Source organism: Rhizobium sp. PRIMUS64 (assembly GCF_023006465.1).
GTDB classification, from domain to species: Bacteria; Pseudomonadota; Alphaproteobacteria; order Rhizobiales; family Rhizobiaceae; genus Rhizobium; species Rhizobium leguminosarum.
The window spans coordinates 1-16421 of record NZ_JALBGX010000018.1 but is presented as its reverse complement, the minus strand read 5'-3'; the positions used below and the strand labels follow the sequence as shown (position 1 = coordinate 16421).

Genomic DNA, 16421 nt, shown 5'->3' with positions numbered 1-16421 from the left:
TCCTTTCGACCTAGTGTCTTCCGCCTTCGAGATAGGCGGCGCGGACCTCGGGATTGGCAAGAAGCTCCTTGCCGGAGCCGCTCATCGTCACCTTGCCGTTCACCATCACGTAGGCGCGGTGAGAAAGCCTGAGGGCGGCGAACGCGTTCTGCTCGACGAGGAAAACGGTCAGCCCCTCCGCCTCGTTGAGCTTCTTGATCGCCTCGAAGATGCCCTTGACGATCAGCGGCGCAAGACCGAGCGAGGGTTCGTCGAGAAGCAGCAACTTCGGGCGCGCCATCAGCGCGCGGCCGATCGACAGCATCTGCTGCTCACCGCCCGAAAGTGTTCCGCCGCGCTGGGCGTGACGTTCCTTGAGACGCGGGAAGAGCGTGAAGATCTTCTCGACGTCTTCGGCGAAGTGTTTCAGATTGTCGAGGCCTGCGCCCATCTGAAGATTTTCCAGAACCGTCATGCGCGGGAAGATGCGGCGGCCTTCTGGCGACTGTGCAATGCGTAGACGGGCAATTTCATGCGTCGGCATGCGGGTGATGTCGCGGCCCTCGAAGACCACCGAACCGGTGCGGGCCTGCGGGCTGCCGCAGATCGTCATCATCAGTGTCGACTTGCCGGCGCCATTGGCGCCGATCAGGCTGACGATCTCGCCCTTGTTGACGTGGACATCGACGCCGGCCAGCGCCCGGATATTGCCGTAATAGGTTTCGACGCTGTTGACCTGAAGGAGCGGTTGACCGGTCATTACTTCATCGCCCATCAGTTTGCGCCTCCTTCGAGCTGCTCGACGGCTGCGATCACCTCTTCCACTTCTTCATCCTCGACACCGAGATAGGCCGCGATAACCCTCGGATCGTTCTTCACGTGATCCGGCGTGCCATCGGAAATCTTCTGACCATATTCGAGGACGACGACGTGGTCGGAGATTTCCATGACCACCGACATGTCGTGCTCGATCAGCAGGATCGACGTTCCTGTTTCGGCGCGAATGCTCTTCAGCAGCGCGTTGAGCGTTGCCGACTCCCGTGGGTTGAGGCCGGCAGCCGGTTCATCCAGGCAAAGCAGCTCCGGGCCAGTGCACATGGCGCGGGCAATTTCGAGACGCCGCTGGGCGCCGTAGGGCAGATCGCCGGCGGGGTCGTCGGCGCGGTCGATCAGGTCGGCCTTCTCGAGCCAGAAACGAGCGAGCTCGATTGCAGCAGCCGCTTCCCGCCTATAGGGGCCGACACCGATAAGGCCGAGGATCGTATAACCCGATGCCTTCATCAGCTTGTTGTGCTGGGCAACCAGCAGGTTTTCGAGAACGGTCAGGCCGGAGAACAGCCGGATGTTCTGGAAGGTGCGTGCGACCTTGGCTTCCCTGGTGATGCGAAAGTCCGGCAGGCGCTCCAGCAGGTATTGCTTGCCGCTCTTCTGGTTGAACGTGATCATGCCCATCGTCGGCTTGTAGAAGCCGGTGATGCAGTTGAAGACGGTGGTCTTGCCAGCACCGTTCGGCCCGATCAGCGCGGTGATATCGCCACGCTTGGCTTCAAAGGAGAAGTCGTTGATGGCCATCAGGCCGCCGAACTTCATCGACAGGTGTTCGACCTTGAGCAAAGTGTCATCAGACATCGTATTCGTTACGGGGCTCATCAACCATGGCCCTCCTTGATGAAGCTTCCGGATATCGCCTTGCGCTCTCTGAGGAAGGCTGTCGGCTCACGCGAGCCGACGAAGCCGCGCGGCTTGAACAGCATGACGACGACCATGGCGAGGCCGAAGATCAACATGCGGTAGAGTTCCGGCGTAAAATCGGGTCCGAAGATGAGTTTTAGGAAGTCCATGCTGCGCAACAACTCGGTGCCGCCGACCATGACGATGGCGGCAATCGCGATGCCGGTCAACGAACCCATGCCGCCGAGAACGACGATAGCGAGAATGACGGCCGATTCCAGGAAGACGAAGGATTCCGGCGAGACGAAGCCCTGGCGGGCGGCGAAGAACGAGCCGGCGAAACCGGCAAACATCGCGCCCGTCGCAAAGGCGGTGAGCTTGGTCGTGACCGTGTTGATGCCGAGCGAACGGCAGGCGATCTCGTCTTCGCGCAAGGCTTCCCAGGCGCGTCCGATCGGCATGCGGCGCAGCCGGATGGTGACATAGGCCGTCAGCATGCAGAGCGCCAGGATCAGGTAAAAGAGGAAGATCTTGTAATAGGCCGAGGAGATCGGCAGGTGAAAGAGCTTGGCAAAGCCGCCGGCCGTCGCATCGAAGGGAATGCCGAAGAGTGTTGCCTTCGGGATGCTCGAGATACCGAAAGTGCCCTTCGTCACTTCAGTCCAGTTGATGAGGACGAGACGAATGATTTCACCGAAGGCAAGCGTCACGATGGCCAGGTAATCGCCGCGCAGGCGCAGCACCGGGAAGCCGAGAATGACGCCCCAGAGTGCCGCGAAGATGCCCGAAAGCGGCAGCAGTACCCAGAAGGACAGGCCGAAATAGCTCGAAAGCAGCGCGTAGGAATAAGCGCCAACAGCATAGAAGGCGACATAGCCGAGGTCGAGCAGGCCGGCGAGGCCGACGACGATATTCAGCCCCCAGGCGAGCATTACATAGATCAGGATCTGGATGCCGAAATTGTCGACATATGTCAGCGAGCCCTGAGGGCCTTTGATCGCCACCACCACCATGGGATAAAGCAGCAGCGCGATCAGCGCGATCTTCAGGAAATGCCGGTGGAAGAAGCTCTTCTCGGTTGAGATGTCGAGTTCGCCCTGTCTCGACTTTGCCAGCTTGCGGCTATCGAGATGCGGCCGCAGGAAAACCACCGTGGCAAAGCGGCCGATGGCGGCGACCGCGACGAAGATCGCAAGCAGGCCCCAGCGCTGGACAATGATCAGCTCGTTGCTGATGTTCTGGTCGGTCTTGAGGCCGACATAGAGAACGAACATGCCGAACGACAGGACGGCGGCGAAAAGAGCTTCGGTAAGGCCTTTGCGGACAAGTCCGGCATCGGGCTTGCCTGCAGAATTTTCGATGTTTGCCATGACGTTATACCTTCTCGACTTCCGGCCGCCCGAGGATGCCGGTCGGCTTGAAGATCAACACGAAAGCCAGGATCGCAAAGGTCGCAACGTCCTTATAGGCGATGGTGAAGTATGCCGACCACAGCGACTCGATAAGGCCGATAAGCAGGCCGCCGAAGACGGCGCCGGGTAACGAACCGATACCGCCGAGAACGGCTGCCGTGAAGGCCTTCACACCGGGCGTGAAGCCGTCGTTAAACGAGGCGACGCCATAATACATCAGGTACATCGTGCCGGCGACGGCTGCGAGTGCCGCACCCATAACGAAAGTGATCGAGATCGTCTGGTCGACGTTGACGCCGAGCAGCGCTGCCATCTTGCGATCCTGCTCAGTGGCGCGCTGGGCACGGCCGAGTGCGGTACGATTGACGATGTACCAGAAGATCGTGAGCAGCACTGCCGTGATCACGATGATGATGATCTGTTTCAGCGACACCGAGATGTTGCCGAACTGGTAGACCGAGCTCACCATCGGCGGAATCGGCTTGTTGCGCGGACCCTGTGTCACCTGGATGAAGTTGGACAGCGTGATCGACATGCCGATCGCGGTAATCAGCGGCGCCAGGCGGAAGGAACCGCGCAGGGGACGGTATGCGACGCGCTCAATCGTCCAGTTCCACAAGCTCGTCATCAACATCGCGACGACAAGCATCGCCAGCAGCAGAACTGCCACCGGGAGACCTGCGAAGATGGATGTGAGGACGAGGAAGACGATAAGAGCGGCGAAACCACCGAGCATGAAAATGTCGCCATGGGCGAAATTGATCATGCCGATAATGCCGTAAACCATCGTATAGCCAATAGCCACAAGGCCATAGATGGATCCGAGCGTCAGCCCATTTAAGAGCTGCTGGACGAAATACTCCATATGTCGTTTTCCCCTGGATGCGAGCGAAACACGCTGCATCTCTTTTTGGTTCTTCAGTTCTCCGTTTCAGAGAACCTCATAGGCCGAATGCATAGCGGTTTCGTTGGAAATGTGAAGACAAAAAGGATTTACTCCGACAGATTCTTGTCAGAACAGGCCTAACTGGCGCGTTTTGAACCAAAATCCACAGAAAAACGGCAGAGCTGGGCCTATTTTTAGCCAGAAACTGCCACTGGCTTAACCATACGGAGATATCGCCGTCGATTTCCTGCCCCGCTTGCTGCGTAAGCTATTCCACAGAATTGGAAGATGGAGCAAATTCAGTCCCCAAGGCAGCCTCTTTGACGAATGCCATTTCACGAACAATGCCCCATCTTCGTCTGACAAGGCCGAAAACTTATGGTAGCATCATCAAGCTGTGTATTGAGGGATGCAGAGCATGACGGGGAACACCATATAACTTAAGTATCTGGTTGTAATAGGGATGGTTTGCGGACGAGCGACAACGGGGTGCTCGCCGCTTGGCGAACGGCAAAAGGACAATGCTGAGGACATTTGAAAAGGCGGCACTCGAAGCCGGCAAGGCCATCATCACGGTCTTGCGCGAAGGCTTCCCCGTCGCCATGAAGGCGGATGCCAGTCCGGTCACGGTCGCCGACGAGGAGGCTGAACGCATCATCCTCGCTCATCTCGCCAGAGATTATCCCGAAATACCCGTCGTGGCGGAAGAATCGGTCGCCGCCGGAAAAGTGCCCGACATTGCCGGCCGTGGCTTCTTTCTTGTCGACCCTCTCGACGGGACCCGCGAGTTCGTCGACGGACGGCAGGAATTCACCGTCAACATCGCCTATATCGAGAACGGCGCCCCGGTGGCGGGCATCGTCTACGCGCCAGCGCTCGGACTTGCCTTCTCGGGAGAACGCGGCCACGCCGAAAGGCTCGTCGTCGCGGACGATTTCACGGTTGGCGCACGCAGCACAATCACTGTGCGCGAGCAGCCTGACGACAGGCTGGCGCTTGCAAGCCTTCGCCACAACAGCCCGGAGACCGGAAGCTTCCTCGCCGACCACGCGATCTTCAAATGCACCAATATCGGCTCCTCGCTGAAATTCTGCCTGCTGGCCGAAGGCAAGGCCGACGTCTACCCGCGTTTCACCCGCACGATGGAATGGGACACCGCGGCCGGCGATGCGGTGCTGCGCGCCGCTGGCGGTTCGACGGTGACGCTGGACGGAACGCCGCTGACCTATGGCAAGACGGGAACCGCGGCCGATTTCGACTTCGCCAACCCGAACTTCATCTCCTGGGGCGGCAGGAAACGCGTCCTCGAACCGGCGTGACCATCCTTAGGATCGTTGAATACCGGCAAGCGGCGCGATTCTCTGCATCGTAACCATGAGCTCAGACCTGTCGCGACAATCCGCGACCGGCCTCGGGCATGCGCGCCTCAACTGCGCAAGCGTCCCTCCGTAAAGCGCATCCACGATCCCCTCTCCAGCTGTGAAGTGATTCGCGTTATCGGGCCTCACTGAGCGATTCGGGCCGCAAATTCGTTGCCCTGCATCTTTTCAAGACGCTGCGCGCCATCAATCTTGCCTTGATTTTGTCACATTTCGGCACGGCTTCGACAGTGATCGATATCTTCATCAGAAAAATTTCGCCCCGTGTTCCGTTAAGAAATATGCTTAAGAGACCTGGGTCACGTGTCGAAACGGCACGTCGCCACCCCCCTGTGAAGCCCTGCCAAAGGCCTAGAAACTTTGACAAAATTCCAATTCTTAACGAAATATCATGAGCTTGCCTCAACTTAACGCACATGCGAAAGATTTGCTGCGATGCGATATTTCTCTGGACACCATTACACAATTGTCGCATTTTTCCGTTTTAGTAGGGTTACCAAGACCTGAGTGCAGCCCTGGTGACAGGGTTAACCATTGATCGCCTATTGCCGCCGCGCCCCCCTCGAAGACAACAGAGTACGATCCTTGAGCATCACGGAACTAAACAACAGCATTTCGACAGACTCCTTCCGGCCGAGCCGCCGCCAGCAGCCGAGCCTGAAGATCCAGACCCCTGTTATCCATAGCGATGCGCCGCAGGCGCCGTTGGTGGATCTGGTCCTGAAGCGGGCGTTCGACATTTTTTCGTCGTTGAGCGCCCTCCTCGTCCTCGCCCCGTTCCTTCTGTTCGTCGCCCTGCTGATCAAGCTCGACAGCCCGGGACCGGTGCTCTTCAAGCAGACCCGCTGGGGCAAGAACTGCAAGGCCATCAAGGTCTACAAGTTCCGTTCCATGCGCACCGACCTCTGCGATGTCTCCGGTGTTGCCCAGACGGTGAAGAACGATCCGCGCATAACTCGCATCGGCGCCATCCTGCGCCGGACGAATGTCGATGAGTTGCCGCAGCTGCTGAACGTGTTGCTGGGCCACATGTCGGTCGTCGGCCCGCGTTGCCATGCAATCGGCATGCGCGCCGGCGGCATGCTCTACGAAGAGCTCGTACCGGAATACCATCAGCGCCATGCGATGCGCCCCGGCATGACGGGTCTTGCCCAGATGCGCGGCTTGCGCGGCCCGACCGATCGTCCGGCCAAGGCGCGCGCCCGCATCGCCAGCGATCTCTATTACGTCGGGAATTTTTCGATCGTGATGGACATGCGCATCATTTTCGGAACCGTCGTGTCGGAGCTGACCCGCGGAAAAGGCTTTTAAGCTTTAAGCTTTGTGAGAAGAGACCGGCTGCCTTGTGCATGTCGCCGAAAAGTGTGCAGCGGTTTTGCGAAACCGACATGCATAAAACAAAGACCTAAAGCGCGATGCCACGCGCTTTAGAGCATCCGGCACCGGAATGCTCTGGCGACCGCCTGCATGCGGTTGGCCGAGTCGAGTTTGCGCATCGCGCTCTTCAGATAACCTGCCACCGTATGCGACGAGAGATCGAGAACGATCGCGATCTCGTCGCTGCTCTTGCCGGCCGCCGACTACAGCGCCGCGCGTCTTTTTAGACGCGCAAAGGACGCTGTAGCACTTTGAATTGCCGCCTGATTCCTTAAGTCGATTCCGATTTAAGGAATCAGGCGGCGTCGCAGGCATTCGATTTCGCGCCGGGTGAGCGTCTCCGACGGACCGTTTCCGGGTTGCCATTGCGCGAAACCTTGTCCAGAAGCTCCATGCAGCCGTAAAGCAGCGCCATCGCCTGCTCCCGCGTGGGCATAGGACAGTCGCCTGAGAAAGGCGAAGATGTATTGTTTCAGGTCAGCGTCATGCAAGCGCGAAGGCGAAGGTATTCTTCAGCCCGTGCATCTAAAAGAGCGTGTTGAGTCTGCGGTTTTCCTGATTGGCGGCGCTGCCCGCAAACGACCCCACTTTGCAGAAGATCGGCACGATCGTCCGCTTCATCGCGGTCCCCAGTCTGCTGCAATAGAAGAGATCGGCGGCCTCGTAAAAGCCGACCAGGCTTAGCGGCCAGTTGCTGATCAGCCGGTTTTCGATGAAAGCCGTACGGTCGCCACGCGGGAAAACCGAGAGCAGATAAAAATCGAAGCCCGCAAGCTTCGCCATCTCCCCGAGCCGTTCCTTGCCGTCGTTAAACGAAGCCCCGGCGCCCACGGCCTTCGAAGGCGAAAATGCAGCATCCTCAGCGCAGTCGTCGACTGCGCGCTCAGGTCTTTCCATCTTCGTATCCTCGTAAGGCCAGCATCGGCTCGGCCTCGCTGCCGGCGGCGAGAAGCTCGCGCCGGAGCATCAGCAGAGACGGATTTCTGCCCCGCATCCCGAGGACACGAAGCATCAAAAGCGCAAACTGGCCTGATGCAGCGGGAAGAGCGGAGTCGAAGTCTTGCGCTCATTCCTTTGTTGCAGCGCTTAGAAGATCATCCCGGGAAATCAGCTAATCTTTATTCCGCATGGCTCCCATGCAGGCGCTAGAAATTGACGTAGCGGCAGGCGGCCGCCCCCAAATCCGCGGCCCGAGGGCATCTAAATTTGTTATCAAAGTCTTACGATGGGTTTAGGCAATTTTTAAATGTGGCAGGCTAGAGTGGGGCTCGTGGTCTTGCGTTGTGTAGAGAGTCCAATGACCGAAATGATACGTCCCCGAGTAAAATATGTCATCGGCCCCGATGGCAGCCCCCTGACGATCGCGGATCTTCCGCCGCCCAATACGCGGCGCTGGGTGATTCGCCGGAAGGCAGAGGTTGTCGCGGCTGTTCGCGGTGGCTTGTTGAGCTTGGAAGAGGCCTGCGAGCGTTATACGCTCACGGTCGAAGAATTCCTCTCCTGGCAGTCGTCGATCAACAGCCACGGTCTCGCCGGCCTGCGCACCACGCGCATTCAGCAATATCGTCACTGATCACTCGCCAGCATCGACGACATCTATTTCGGGCCGGACGCATCTCCCATCAGGGAATGAAGAAGGCCCGAAATCATTGACGAGGCCGCGTAGCACCAGAGGCCTGGCTGCGTGAAGGCATCCGCCAGCCCCGTCGTCTTCGCCGCCGCAATGACGATCGCGACCAGCAGCACGTCCATCATCGACCACTTGGACAGATGCGGTACGACACGACGATAGAACAGGCTGCCGGCCTGACCGCCGGTGGCCGTCGCTTCTGCGGCGATCCCGATCATCTTCAGAGACGGGAGCAGGATCGAAACCAGTGCAACGATCGCCGCCAGCAGCCCGTCCCCGCCTTGCCAAAGCGAGACGATGATTTCGATGAGGGACGGCGTCTCGTCGAAGAAATACAGCGTCTCGAAATGGACCAGCGGTAACACGAGGCCGAGCGCCAGGAAGAACGGCGCGGCCACGAGAAGCACGGGGCGAATCATTGAGAGCGCCTTCATTGCCCCGAACCTCGTAACGATCCGATATTTTGCATGAACACTCCGTCTTGTATCTGTCTTGCCTCCACGGCTTGGCACGACCGCGCCGCCATGTCACGGTCCGCTACGACACTATCCGTTACGAGGAAAGACAATGAACATTCGAAACGAGGAAGGCGCCTCCGGCGGCCGGTATGCGGCCGAGGTGGAGGGGCACGAGGCCGAGATGACCTATTCGCGCACATCGCCGAAGCTCATCATCATCGATCACACGGCCGTTCCCGATGCGTTGCGCGGCAAGGGTGTCGGCCAGGCATTGGCGCTCCACGCCGTGGAAGCAGCCCGCACAGGCGGATGGAAGATCATCCCGCTTTGCCCCTTCTTCAAGGCGCAGGCGCAACGCCATCCGGAATGGAAGGATGTCGTGAACTAGCGCATCTGCCCGAAAATCGGAATCGGTTGTCAGAAAGCACGATGCGCGGATTGAAAGAGTTAGAGCGTCCTTTGCGCGTCCGAAAGGACGCACGGCGCTCTATTGCGGTCGCTCAAAGACAGGCTGCAGGTTTGGGGCGGCGCATAAAAAGTCATGACTCGCGTCGCCTGAATCACGCTCGATGTGACCCGCTTTGGAGGTAGCTTCTTCAATCGCCTTCGGCGTGACAGCCTCGATTTCGGCGACAGCTGCGCCGAGGCGCTCGCCGATAGGCGAAAACACCAAAAGCCATGTATGACGGACAGCGCGCCCGTCATACATGGCTTCTCAGCGGCGATCCCAGGCGCCGAAACCGGCGCCCACCGTTTTTCACTTACGCCCTTGCTCGGGCGCCGCTGTCACGCTCTTCCAGCGCCGTCGCCCTTGCATATTCCGCCTGCATCTCCTCGAGCGCCATTTCCAGCGTCTCTTCCTGCATCTTCAGTTCCTTGATCGAAACCTGCAGGTTATCGGCCCGCTGACGCGCGGCCTTGGCGAAGGTCGGATAAGCAAAGTGATTCGGGTCGGAAATACCGGACTTCTTTTCCTCGACGACGATCTGGCTCTCCAGATCCTTCGTCATCCGTTCGAATTCAGACATCATCATTTGCAATTGCTGCAACTGACGTCGTTTTTCGTTCACCTGAAATTCCTTCAGGCGAACGAGACTTTCTCGCGACTTCATACGCATTACTCCCGTGATGCGAGACCCCGGCTCAACTTGAAACCGCCCTGCGCGCCGCTTTGACACGGTTTGCTAAAAAATTTCCTGCGATATTAACAAATACCAACCGCTGGTAACCTTTCGTTTACGGGCATCGTTAATGATAGGCCCTATGATTTAAGGGTCGGTAAATGCCACGGCATGAAGTTCGAACCTTTTCATTGGCGAGTCGGATGAATCACTTAGCGCTGTTTCCTAATGTTAAAGTTGAGGAACGCCTTTTTGAGATTCCTATTGGAAAACAGAGAAATGGAAAAATTATTTAATAAATTCGATACTCCTTGCCAGAGTGAATTAGAATTTGTTAACCATTTCGTGGCAGCTTCCAAATCACGTAGCGTGTTCGGTATCGTGTAGGGGGCCAGACCACCTTTCGGCGGCGGTAAAGGGGATAATTATGCGGGTACTTCTAATCGAGGATGACAGCGCGACGGCGCAGAGCATCGAGTTGATGCTGAAATCAGAGAGTTTTAATGTTTATACCACCGATCTCGGTGAAGAAGGCGTCGATCTGGGCAAGCTGTATGATTATGACATCATCCTTCTCGATCTGAACCTGCCCGACATGTCCGGATATGAAGTGCTTCGCACTCTCCGGTTGTCCAAGGTCAAGACACCGATCCTCATCCTGTCGGGCATGGCCGGCATCGAAGACAAGGTTCGTGGCCTCGGCTTCGGCGCCGACGACTACATGACCAAGCCGTTCCACAAGGACGAGCTCGTCGCTCGCATCCACGCCATCGTCCGCCGCTCCAAGGGCCATGCCCAGTCGGTCATCATGACCGGCGAGTTGATCGTCAACCTCGACGCCAAGACTGTCGAAGTCGGCGGCCAGCGCGTCCACCTGACGGGCAAGGAATATCAGATGCTGGAGCTGCTTTCGCTCCGCAAGGGCACCACCCTCACCAAGGAAATGTTCCTGAACCACCTTTACGGCGGCATGGACGAGCCGGAACTGAAGATCATCGACGTCTTCATCTGCAAGCTCCGCAAGAAGCTCGCCAACGCTGCCGGCGGCGCCAACTACATCGAGACCGTTTGGGGCCGTGGTTATGTTCTTCGCGAACCGGATGGGGCCGAATACGCCGAAACCGCCTGATTTTTTTTCCGATCCCCCTTATCGGATAAACGAAGATCCCGCCTTTCCGGCGGGATTTTTCGTTTCTGCCCTGGGCAAATAAGAAGCTACCCTGACGGAAGATTTCAGGCTGGATCGGCCTGATCCTCTGTGTCTCGTTTAAGAAAATAGGACGTGGCGACGGCCGAACGCACGTGCACTTTCGGCATGATGCTCGAGGGACACCGATATGAGCGGAAGATCTGCGTCAGGCGGCGATCGCGCGGTTTCCGAAAACCGCGGTCAGGATCTTGCGATCGAACGGCTTCAGCAGGAAGTCGGTCGCACCGGCCCGCTTGCCCGCCATCAGCTTCTTCAGATCCGCCTCGACGACGCAGTAATAGATCTTGACCTCTTTGCCGCCTTCCATGGCGCGGATGGCGGCGATGAGATCGAGGGCGCCTTCCATGCCGGAATCGACGATCAGATATTCCGGCAGCTCCGCCTGGCAGCGCTGCAGCGCCTCGCCGGCGTTGGAGGCTTCGCTGACGAGAAAATCGAGTTCGGAGAGAATGCGCTTGCCGACCTTGCGGACGATGTCCGAATTATCGGTGATCATGAACCTTTGCATGGCCGCTCCTTTGCCCCCGCATTCGTCGCAGCAAGAGGCCTCTTACAACCCTGGAGAATAGGTCCATCAGGCTAACGAATCGTTACCGGACGGGCGCCGACACGCGTCCGCACTCCGAAATCAGGTTGCCGCGGCCACTGCCGTGAACACCAGTTCGTCTGCGCTGGCGCTATGATCGAGCGTCATTCCGCACTCTTGCGCCAGAAGCACTGTGTAATAGGGCTGGATCGAATGGGCGTCGATCGCCTCCTCGATGGTGCCAGTCGATATCTCGACGAATTTCGGCGGCAAGCGCATCAGCTTGCCTTTGGCCGTGAGCTTGAACCTGGCGTCGAATTCGGGATTCTCGAGCGTTACCTCGAGTACACCGCCGCGCGGAATGGCAGAATAGGCAACGAGGAAGAGGTTGAGCAGCAGCTTGACACGGTTCTTGGCGACGATGGCGCGCGGTCCATTCCAAATCACCTCGGTCTTCTTCTCGGCGACGGCAAAATCCTTCGCAGCGCGTTCGGCCTCGCCCGTGTCGATCGAGGCGCCGACGGAGCCCGACGCACCAAAGGCGAGGCGTGCGAATTTCAGGCGGACGGACGCGTTGAGGGCGCTGGTGCGGATCAGGTCCATCGCATCAGAATCGGCGCCGCCCTCGTCCAGCAGTTCCAGCCCGTTATTGATCGCGCCGACGGGCGAGATGACATCGTGGCAAACGCGGCTGCAAAGAAGAGCGGCCAGATCCGGGCCGGACAGGGTGAGATTGGGGTTCTTGGACATCATCGTCTCCTGAGGGGCGGCAATTTCATTGCGCCCGGAATATACTTCATCAAAATTGCGCGAAGTTTGCGATCGTACTCGATGCCATAATGACACCATATTTGGTAAACCGATTGTTAAGATCATCGGCGCAAAATGCACCAATCGCCGCGAGCGGTTGCCCGCTCCTAGCCAAACGACGAACGGATGACACAATGCGCCCTCGATTTCCGCACCGATTCATCGGCTTCTGCAGGTTGCTTTCGGCCCTCGTCTTCTCCTCGCTGATGGTTGCCGCACCGGCCGCTGCCCAGGACAACGGCCAGTACACGATGCAGGAAATCGTTGACGCCGGCCACTCCTTCTTCGGTTCCGCCAGCGGCGGACTTGCCAAGGTCGTCGAGAGTGCCTTCCAGAAATACGGCCTGCCGAACGGCTATATCCTCGGACAAGAAGGCGGCGGCGCCTTCATCGCCGGCCTTACCTATGGCGAAGGCCAGCTGAACACCAAGAACGCCGGCGAACATAATCTCTACTGGCAGGGACCCTCGCTCGGCCTGGATTACGGCGGCCAGGGCTCGCGCGTGATGATGCTGGTCTACGACCTGCCCTCCATCAACGGCATCTATGCCCGCTTCGGCGGCGTCAGCGGCTCGGCCTATGTGATCGCCGGCTTCGGCATGACGCTGCTCAAGAACAACGACGTGCTGGTCGTGCCGATCCGCACCGGCGTCGGTGCCCGCCTCGGCGTCAACGTCGGCTATCTCAAGATCACCCAGGCGCCGACCTGGAACCCCTTCTGAGGCCGCAAAGCCGCCGGAATCTGCCGCCGTCCCCACCGGCGGCCTTGCCATGCGCGTCATGCCTGCTTAATCATCGCGGCTGACCCGTATCAACCTTCTTACCGATGGCCGCGCCGTGATCGAATATGCTCTCTTGTTCGGATTGGGCTTCCTGACCGCGGCCTTCCTCGTCTTTCTGGTCTCGCCGGCCGTTCACCGCCGTATTGTCTGGTATACAGAGAACCGGCTGAAAGCGACGATGCCGCTGAGCCCACAAGAGGTTCGCGCCCAGAAAGACATGGTGCGAGCGCTTTATGCCGCCGAAAACGCCCGCACCACCCAGGACCTTCTGCGTGAGCGCGAGAAATCCCTGTCGTTCCAGCTTCGCCACGACGCCCTCGCCGTCGACGCCGGCAGGCTTGCCGCCGAGATCGGCGATTTGCAGGCGCAGATCGGCGAGATGCATGTCGAAGCAGCTGACCAGCGCTCGCATCTGCGCAAGGACGAGAACTATATCAGCCAGTTGAAGACCAACCTGCATATTGCCGAGCAGTCCGCTGCCAACAAGGAAAGCGAACTGGCGACGATGCGGACGCGCCTGAGCAAGCTCGGTGAACAGGCCGATGGGCTGAGGATCGACCTGGCCGCGCGCGAGACCGAGGCGGAGAGCCTGAAATTCCGTGTGAACGCGCTGCGCGACGAACGCGACACGCTGCGCCAGGACGTCAGCCTGCTGCAGAAGCGCGCCAAGGATGCCGAACAGAAACTGACGCAGCAGCAGCATATGGTGATCCGCCTGGAGGATAAGGCCGCGCGCGAGAGCGCTTCCGCCACCGAAAAGGAAACCCTGGTCGCGCGCCGCCAGCAGGAGATCGCCAAGTTGAAGGAGCAGTTGAAGGCCGCCAACGCCGAAATCCGCAAGGTCAACCGGGTGTTGCGCGACGCCGGCCTTGCCGGGATGGTGGCGGAGTTGCCGGCGGAAATGACCGCCGAAGACACGACCGCAGCCGAACTCGACACCGCCGTCGTCACAACTGGGATCGGCGAAGATGTCCGGACGCGCAGTGCCGCCCTTGCCGAGCGCCTCGAAAAGGCAAAGGCCTCAACCGGGCGCGATGGCGCGATCCGCGAGGAGATCGCCTCGATCGCCGCCAATATGGTGGCGCTGACCGCACTCAACGAAGGTCCCTCCTCGCCGATCCGCACACTGCTGTTGGATGCTGCGGAAAGGAATCCGAACGATCGCGTCAGCCTTGCCGACAGGGCGGCCGCGATCATCGCCGATCGCGCGCGCTGACGCCTTAGCGCGGCGCGCCATCATTTTTGAATTGGCGCAGAACCCTGAAAATCGATTTCGATTTGAGGAGGCATGCGTTAGATCCGGCCCATCGCCGAGGCCATGGAAAACAGTGCGATCCCCGTCGCCGTCGCGGCGTTGAGGCTGTCGAGTTCCTCCGACTGTGGAATGCGCGCGCTCTGGAACCGCGCAAGCAGCGCCTCCGGCAACCCCTCGCCTTCGGTGCCGACGACGAGCGCCATACGCGTCGAGGCCGGAATGGCGCGGATATCGGTCTTACCGTGCGGCGAAAGCGTCCAGATGGCAAAGTCCCGTTCGGCAAGCGCCAGAAGCACATCCAGCGCCTCGCCGCCGCGACGGTGCGCAACGCCCAGCACCGAACCGACCGAGACACGCAGCGCCTTGCGGTAGAGTGGATCACAGGAGGTTTCGTCGAGCAGCACCGCATCGGCCCGGAAGGCAGCCGCATTGCGAAACATCGAGCCGGCATTGTCGTGATTGGAAATGCCACAACCGACGAGCACCAGCGCCTGCTCCGGCAGCGCGTCGAGAAGGGCAGCTTCCCCGCGATCCTCCCGCCGGCCGAGCGCGAGAACGCCGCGATGCAGATGGAAACCGACGACGCCGTCGAGCACATCAGCCCCGGCGACATAGACCGGCACATCGGCCGGAAACCGCTCCAGGATGGGCCGGACGCCCTCGACGCGGTTGCGCAGCAGCAGGATCTTCTCGGCGATAAAGCCGCGGCCGGCCGCATGTGCCTCGGCGAGCATGCGCAGCACGACGGTGCCTTCGGCAATGAAGCGGTTCTCTCGGCCGGTCAGGTCGCGCTCGCGAATATCGCGGAATTCGGCGACGCGCGGATCGTCGGCGCTGTCGATGTCGATCGGGACGGCGGCCATGCCGGCCTCAATTGCCCGCGACGGTGACGTCGGCGACGGTGCGGCCGGTCCTGAGATCGTAGACCAGCGCCTTACTCTTGCCCTCGACCGTTTCGCCGTAGAACAGGATCTGCCCGGCCGAAAACGATGTGGACTGCACCTTGAAGCCAAGCGGCAGGGAAACGGTTGCCGCAAGCGGCGCATCCGAAGGCACGCCGGAGGCGGCAACAGTGGACGCCGTCTCCTTCGGCTCGCTGTGCATCGCCTTGTAGACAACCGCGCCGAAGACCGCCATAAGGCTCACGAACATGATGGCGCCGGAAACGATCTGCAGGCGGACCATCTTGCGCCGGACACTTTCCATCGCCGGATCAAGGGGCTTCTCTTCCTGGTCGTCTGGCTCGATTGCTGTCATCTGTGCGTCCCGTTCTAAAAAATACGTCGGAGAAGAAGCGTCTTGAGCGACCCCTTTAAACAAGCCGCCGGCAATAGAAAAGTCCTGACCGCCGATGAAAGCGCCGAAGGCCGGCTCGACGCCTGGCTGACGGCGCAGGTCGGCGAGGAATTTTCGCGCAGCCGCATCAAGACGCTGATCAAGGATGGCCAGGTTTTTCTGCGCGGCCAACCCGTCACCGACCCGCAACGCAAGGTGCGCACCGGCGATAGTTTCGAGATCACGCTGCCCGAGCCGGAAGACCCGACGCCGCAGGGCGAGGACATCCCGCTTGATATCCTCCATGAGGACGACGACGTCATCGTCATTTCCAAGCCTTCCGGCCTCGTCGTCCATCCCGGCCCCGGCAACTGGACGGGGACGCTGGTCAACGCGCTGATCCACCATTGCAGCGATACACTCTCCGGCATCGGCGGTGTGCGCCGCCCCGGCATCGTCCACCGCCTCGACAAGGACACGACAGGCGTCATGGTCGTCGCCAAGAACGACATTGCCCATCGCCACCTCTCGCTGCAATTTGCCGACCACGGCCGCACCATGCCGCTGGAGCGGGCCTACCAGGCAGTCGTCTGGGGCCGGCCCCGCACGCTGTCTGGCACAGTCGACGCGCCGCTTGGCCGCGCCACCGG

General features: G+C 59.7%; 19 protein-coding genes and 1 pseudogene. 8 read left to right on the top strand and 12 right to left on the bottom strand.

Going from position 1 to position 16421, the window contains the following annotated elements:
* Nucleotides 1-10 precede the first annotated feature (10 nt).
* From MOV76_RS10170 to MOV76_RS10155, 4 genes are read right to left on the bottom strand one after another with little or no spacing between them, the layout of a single operon-like run.
* Entirely contained in the window at nt 11-754 is a 744-nt protein-coding gene (locus MOV76_RS10170; RefSeq protein WP_018243304.1) for an ABC transporter ATP-binding protein, read from the bottom strand.
* Nucleotides 754-1629 carry an ABC transporter ATP-binding protein gene (locus MOV76_RS10165; protein WP_012758697.1) on the bottom strand — a complete coding sequence of 292 codons (876 nt, stop codon included), beginning with the start codon at nt 1627-1629 and terminating at the stop codon, nt 754-756. Before MOV76_RS10165 ends, MOV76_RS10170 begins: the two co-directional genes overlap by 1 nt.
* Nucleotides 1629-3020 carry a high-affinity branched-chain amino acid ABC transporter permease LivM gene (livM, locus tag MOV76_RS10160; RefSeq protein WP_130758893.1) on the bottom strand — a complete coding sequence of 464 codons (1392 nt, stop codon included), beginning with the start codon at nt 3018-3020 and terminating at the stop codon, nt 1629-1631. The genes MOV76_RS10165 and livM overlap by 1 nt, the downstream gene beginning before the upstream one ends.
* A 4-nt stretch (nt 3021-3024) precedes the next feature.
* On the bottom strand, nt 3025-3927 hold the full coding sequence (locus tag MOV76_RS10155) for a branched-chain amino acid ABC transporter permease (RefSeq protein WP_017965841.1): 903 nt from the start codon (nt 3925-3927) through the stop codon (nt 3025-3027).
* A 542-nt stretch (nt 3928-4469) separates the two neighbouring features.
* On the opposite strand from MOV76_RS10155, the gene cysQ reads away from it, so the two are divergent.
* Together cysQ and MOV76_RS10145 are read left to right on the top strand one after the other, a co-directional pair.
* Nucleotides 4470-5267, top strand: a complete 798-nt coding sequence (gene cysQ / locus MOV76_RS10150) for a 3'(2'),5'-bisphosphate nucleotidase CysQ (RefSeq protein ID WP_130758894.1) — start codon at nt 4470-4472, stop codon at nt 5265-5267.
* A gap of 645 nt (nt 5268-5912) precedes the next feature.
* Nucleotides 5913-6638 (top strand): sugar transferase, encoded by a 726-nt coding sequence (locus tag MOV76_RS10145; protein ID WP_018243308.1) that lies wholly within the window; start codon nt 5913-5915, stop codon nt 6636-6638.
* Between the two features lie 116 nt (nt 6639-6754).
* Here MOV76_RS10145 and MOV76_RS40320 read toward each other — a convergent pair.
* Nucleotides 6755-7601: pseudogene (locus MOV76_RS40320) on the bottom strand (response regulator transcription factor).
* A 400-nt stretch (nt 7602-8001) separates the two neighbouring features.
* Here MOV76_RS40320 and MOV76_RS10125 point away from each other — a divergent pair.
* Nucleotides 8002-8277: a DUF1153 domain-containing protein gene (locus MOV76_RS10125; protein ID WP_007533628.1), complete on the top strand. Its 276-nt coding sequence runs from the start codon at nt 8002-8004 to the stop codon at nt 8275-8277.
* Nucleotides 8278-8300: 23 nt separating this feature from the next.
* Here MOV76_RS10125 and MOV76_RS10120 read toward each other — a convergent pair whose 3' ends face one another.
* Nucleotides 8301-8846, bottom strand: a complete 546-nt coding sequence (locus tag MOV76_RS10120) for a paraquat-inducible protein A (protein ID WP_247264452.1) — start codon at nt 8844-8846, stop codon at nt 8301-8303.
* A 55-nt stretch (nt 8847-8901) separates the two neighbouring features.
* On the opposite strand from MOV76_RS10120, the gene MOV76_RS10115 reads away from it, so the two are divergent.
* The gene (locus MOV76_RS10115) at nt 8902-9180 is read left to right on the top strand and encodes a GNAT family N-acetyltransferase (RefSeq protein WP_112904768.1); all 279 of its coding nucleotides are present in this window, start codon (nt 8902-8904) and stop codon (nt 9178-9180) included.
* A gap of 99 nt (nt 9181-9279) precedes the next feature.
* Here MOV76_RS10115 and MOV76_RS10110 read toward each other — a convergent pair whose 3' ends face one another.
* Entirely contained in the window at nt 9280-9501 is a 222-nt protein-coding gene (locus tag MOV76_RS10110) for a hypothetical protein (RefSeq protein ID WP_247264451.1), read from the bottom strand.
* Nucleotides 9502-9553: 52 nt separating this feature from the next.
* Nucleotides 9554-9904 (bottom strand): hypothetical protein, encoded by a 351-nt coding sequence (locus tag MOV76_RS10105; RefSeq protein WP_026188505.1) that lies wholly within the window; start codon nt 9902-9904, stop codon nt 9554-9556.
* A 436-nt stretch (nt 9905-10340) separates the two neighbouring features.
* On the opposite strand from MOV76_RS10105, the gene ctrA reads away from it, so the two are divergent.
* Nucleotides 10341-11042, top strand: a complete 702-nt coding sequence (ctrA, locus tag MOV76_RS10100) for a response regulator transcription factor CtrA (protein ID WP_003542362.1) — start codon at nt 10341-10343, stop codon at nt 11040-11042.
* A gap of 226 nt (nt 11043-11268) precedes the next feature.
* Here the strand turns inward: ctrA and MOV76_RS10095 are convergent, their stop codons facing one another.
* Complete coding sequence (locus tag MOV76_RS10095) at nt 11269-11631, bottom strand: response regulator (protein WP_003542364.1); 363 nt, start codon at nt 11629-11631, stop codon at nt 11269-11271.
* 120 nt (nt 11632-11751) lie between these two features.
* Nucleotides 11752-12399: a histidine phosphotransferase ChpT gene (gene chpT, locus MOV76_RS10090; RefSeq protein ID WP_028733269.1), complete on the bottom strand. Its 648-nt coding sequence runs from the start codon at nt 12397-12399 to the stop codon at nt 11752-11754.
* Between the two features lie 194 nt (nt 12400-12593).
* On the opposite strand from chpT, the gene MOV76_RS10085 reads away from it, so the two are divergent.
* Both MOV76_RS10085 and MOV76_RS10080 read left to right on the top strand, forming a co-directional pair.
* Complete coding sequence (locus MOV76_RS10085) at nt 12594-13181, top strand: DUF1134 domain-containing protein (RefSeq protein WP_028733268.1); 588 nt, start codon at nt 12594-12596, stop codon at nt 13179-13181.
* 115 nt (nt 13182-13296) lie between these two features.
* On the top strand, nt 13297-14457 hold the full coding sequence (locus tag MOV76_RS10080; RefSeq protein WP_247264450.1) for a hypothetical protein: 1161 nt from the start codon (nt 13297-13299) through the stop codon (nt 14455-14457).
* 77 nt (nt 14458-14534) lie between these two features.
* Here MOV76_RS10080 and MOV76_RS10075 read toward each other — a convergent pair whose 3' ends face one another.
* Together MOV76_RS10075 and MOV76_RS10070 are read right to left on the bottom strand one after the other, a co-directional pair.
* Nucleotides 14535-15359 carry an RNA methyltransferase gene (locus tag MOV76_RS10075; RefSeq protein ID WP_247264449.1) on the bottom strand — a complete coding sequence of 275 codons (825 nt, stop codon included), beginning with the start codon at nt 15357-15359 and terminating at the stop codon, nt 14535-14537.
* Between the two features lie 7 nt (nt 15360-15366).
* Entirely contained in the window at nt 15367-15753 is a 387-nt protein-coding gene (locus MOV76_RS10070; RefSeq protein WP_018243316.1) for a hypothetical protein, read from the bottom strand.
* Between the two features lie 42 nt (nt 15754-15795).
* On the opposite strand from MOV76_RS10070, the gene MOV76_RS10065 reads away from it, so the two are divergent.
* On the top strand, nt 15796-16421 hold a 626-nt coding region (locus tag MOV76_RS10065), incomplete at its 3' end, for an RluA family pseudouridine synthase (protein ID WP_247264448.1).

What these genes read in the sequence shown, in the direction of transcription:
- MOV76_RS10110 (WP_247264451.1), bottom strand. Translation starts at nt 9,501, where the DNA reads ATGTATGACGGGCGCGCTGTCCGTCATACATGGCTTTTGGTGTTTTCG.
- MOV76_RS10095 (WP_003542364.1), bottom strand. Translation starts at nt 11,631, where the DNA reads ATGCAAAGGTTCATGATCACCGATAATTCGGACATCGTCCGCAAGGTC.
- MOV76_RS10105 (WP_026188505.1), bottom strand. Translation starts at nt 9,904, where the DNA reads ATGAAGTCGCGAGAAAGTCTCGTTCGCCTGAAGGAATTTCAGGTGAAC.
- MOV76_RS10165 (WP_012758697.1), bottom strand. Translation starts at nt 1,629, where the DNA reads ATGAGCCCCGTAACGAATACGATGTCTGATGACACTTTGCTCAAGGTC.
- MOV76_RS10115 (WP_112904768.1), top strand. Translation starts at nt 8,902, where the DNA reads ATGAACATTCGAAACGAGGAAGGCGCCTCCGGCGGCCGGTATGCGGCC.
- MOV76_RS10070 (WP_018243316.1), bottom strand. Translation starts at nt 15,753, where the DNA reads ATGACAGCAATCGAGCCAGACGACCAGGAAGAGAAGCCCCTTGATCCG.
- chpT (WP_028733269.1), bottom strand. Translation starts at nt 12,399, where the DNA reads ATGTCCAAGAACCCCAATCTCACCCTGTCCGGCCCGGATCTGGCCGCT.
- cysQ (WP_130758894.1), top strand. Translation starts at nt 4,470, where the DNA reads ATGCTGAGGACATTTGAAAAGGCGGCACTCGAAGCCGGCAAGGCCATC.
- MOV76_RS10125 (WP_007533628.1), top strand. Translation starts at nt 8,002, where the DNA reads ATGACCGAAATGATACGTCCCCGAGTAAAATATGTCATCGGCCCCGAT.
- MOV76_RS10075 (WP_247264449.1), bottom strand. Translation starts at nt 15,359, where the DNA reads ATGGCCGCCGTCCCGATCGACATCGACAGCGCCGACGATCCGCGCGTC.
- ctrA (WP_003542362.1), top strand. Translation starts at nt 10,341, where the DNA reads ATGCGGGTACTTCTAATCGAGGATGACAGCGCGACGGCGCAGAGCATC.
- livM (WP_130758893.1), bottom strand. Translation starts at nt 3,020, where the DNA reads ATGGCAAACATCGAAAATTCTGCAGGCAAGCCCGATGCCGGACTTGTC.
- MOV76_RS10155 (WP_017965841.1), bottom strand. Translation starts at nt 3,927, where the DNA reads ATGGAGTATTTCGTCCAGCAGCTCTTAAATGGGCTGACGCTCGGATCC.
- MOV76_RS10085 (WP_028733268.1), top strand. Translation starts at nt 12,594, where the DNA reads ATGCGCCCTCGATTTCCGCACCGATTCATCGGCTTCTGCAGGTTGCTT.
- MOV76_RS10170 (WP_018243304.1), bottom strand. Translation starts at nt 754, where the DNA reads ATGGGCGATGAAGTAATGACCGGTCAACCGCTCCTTCAGGTCAACAGC.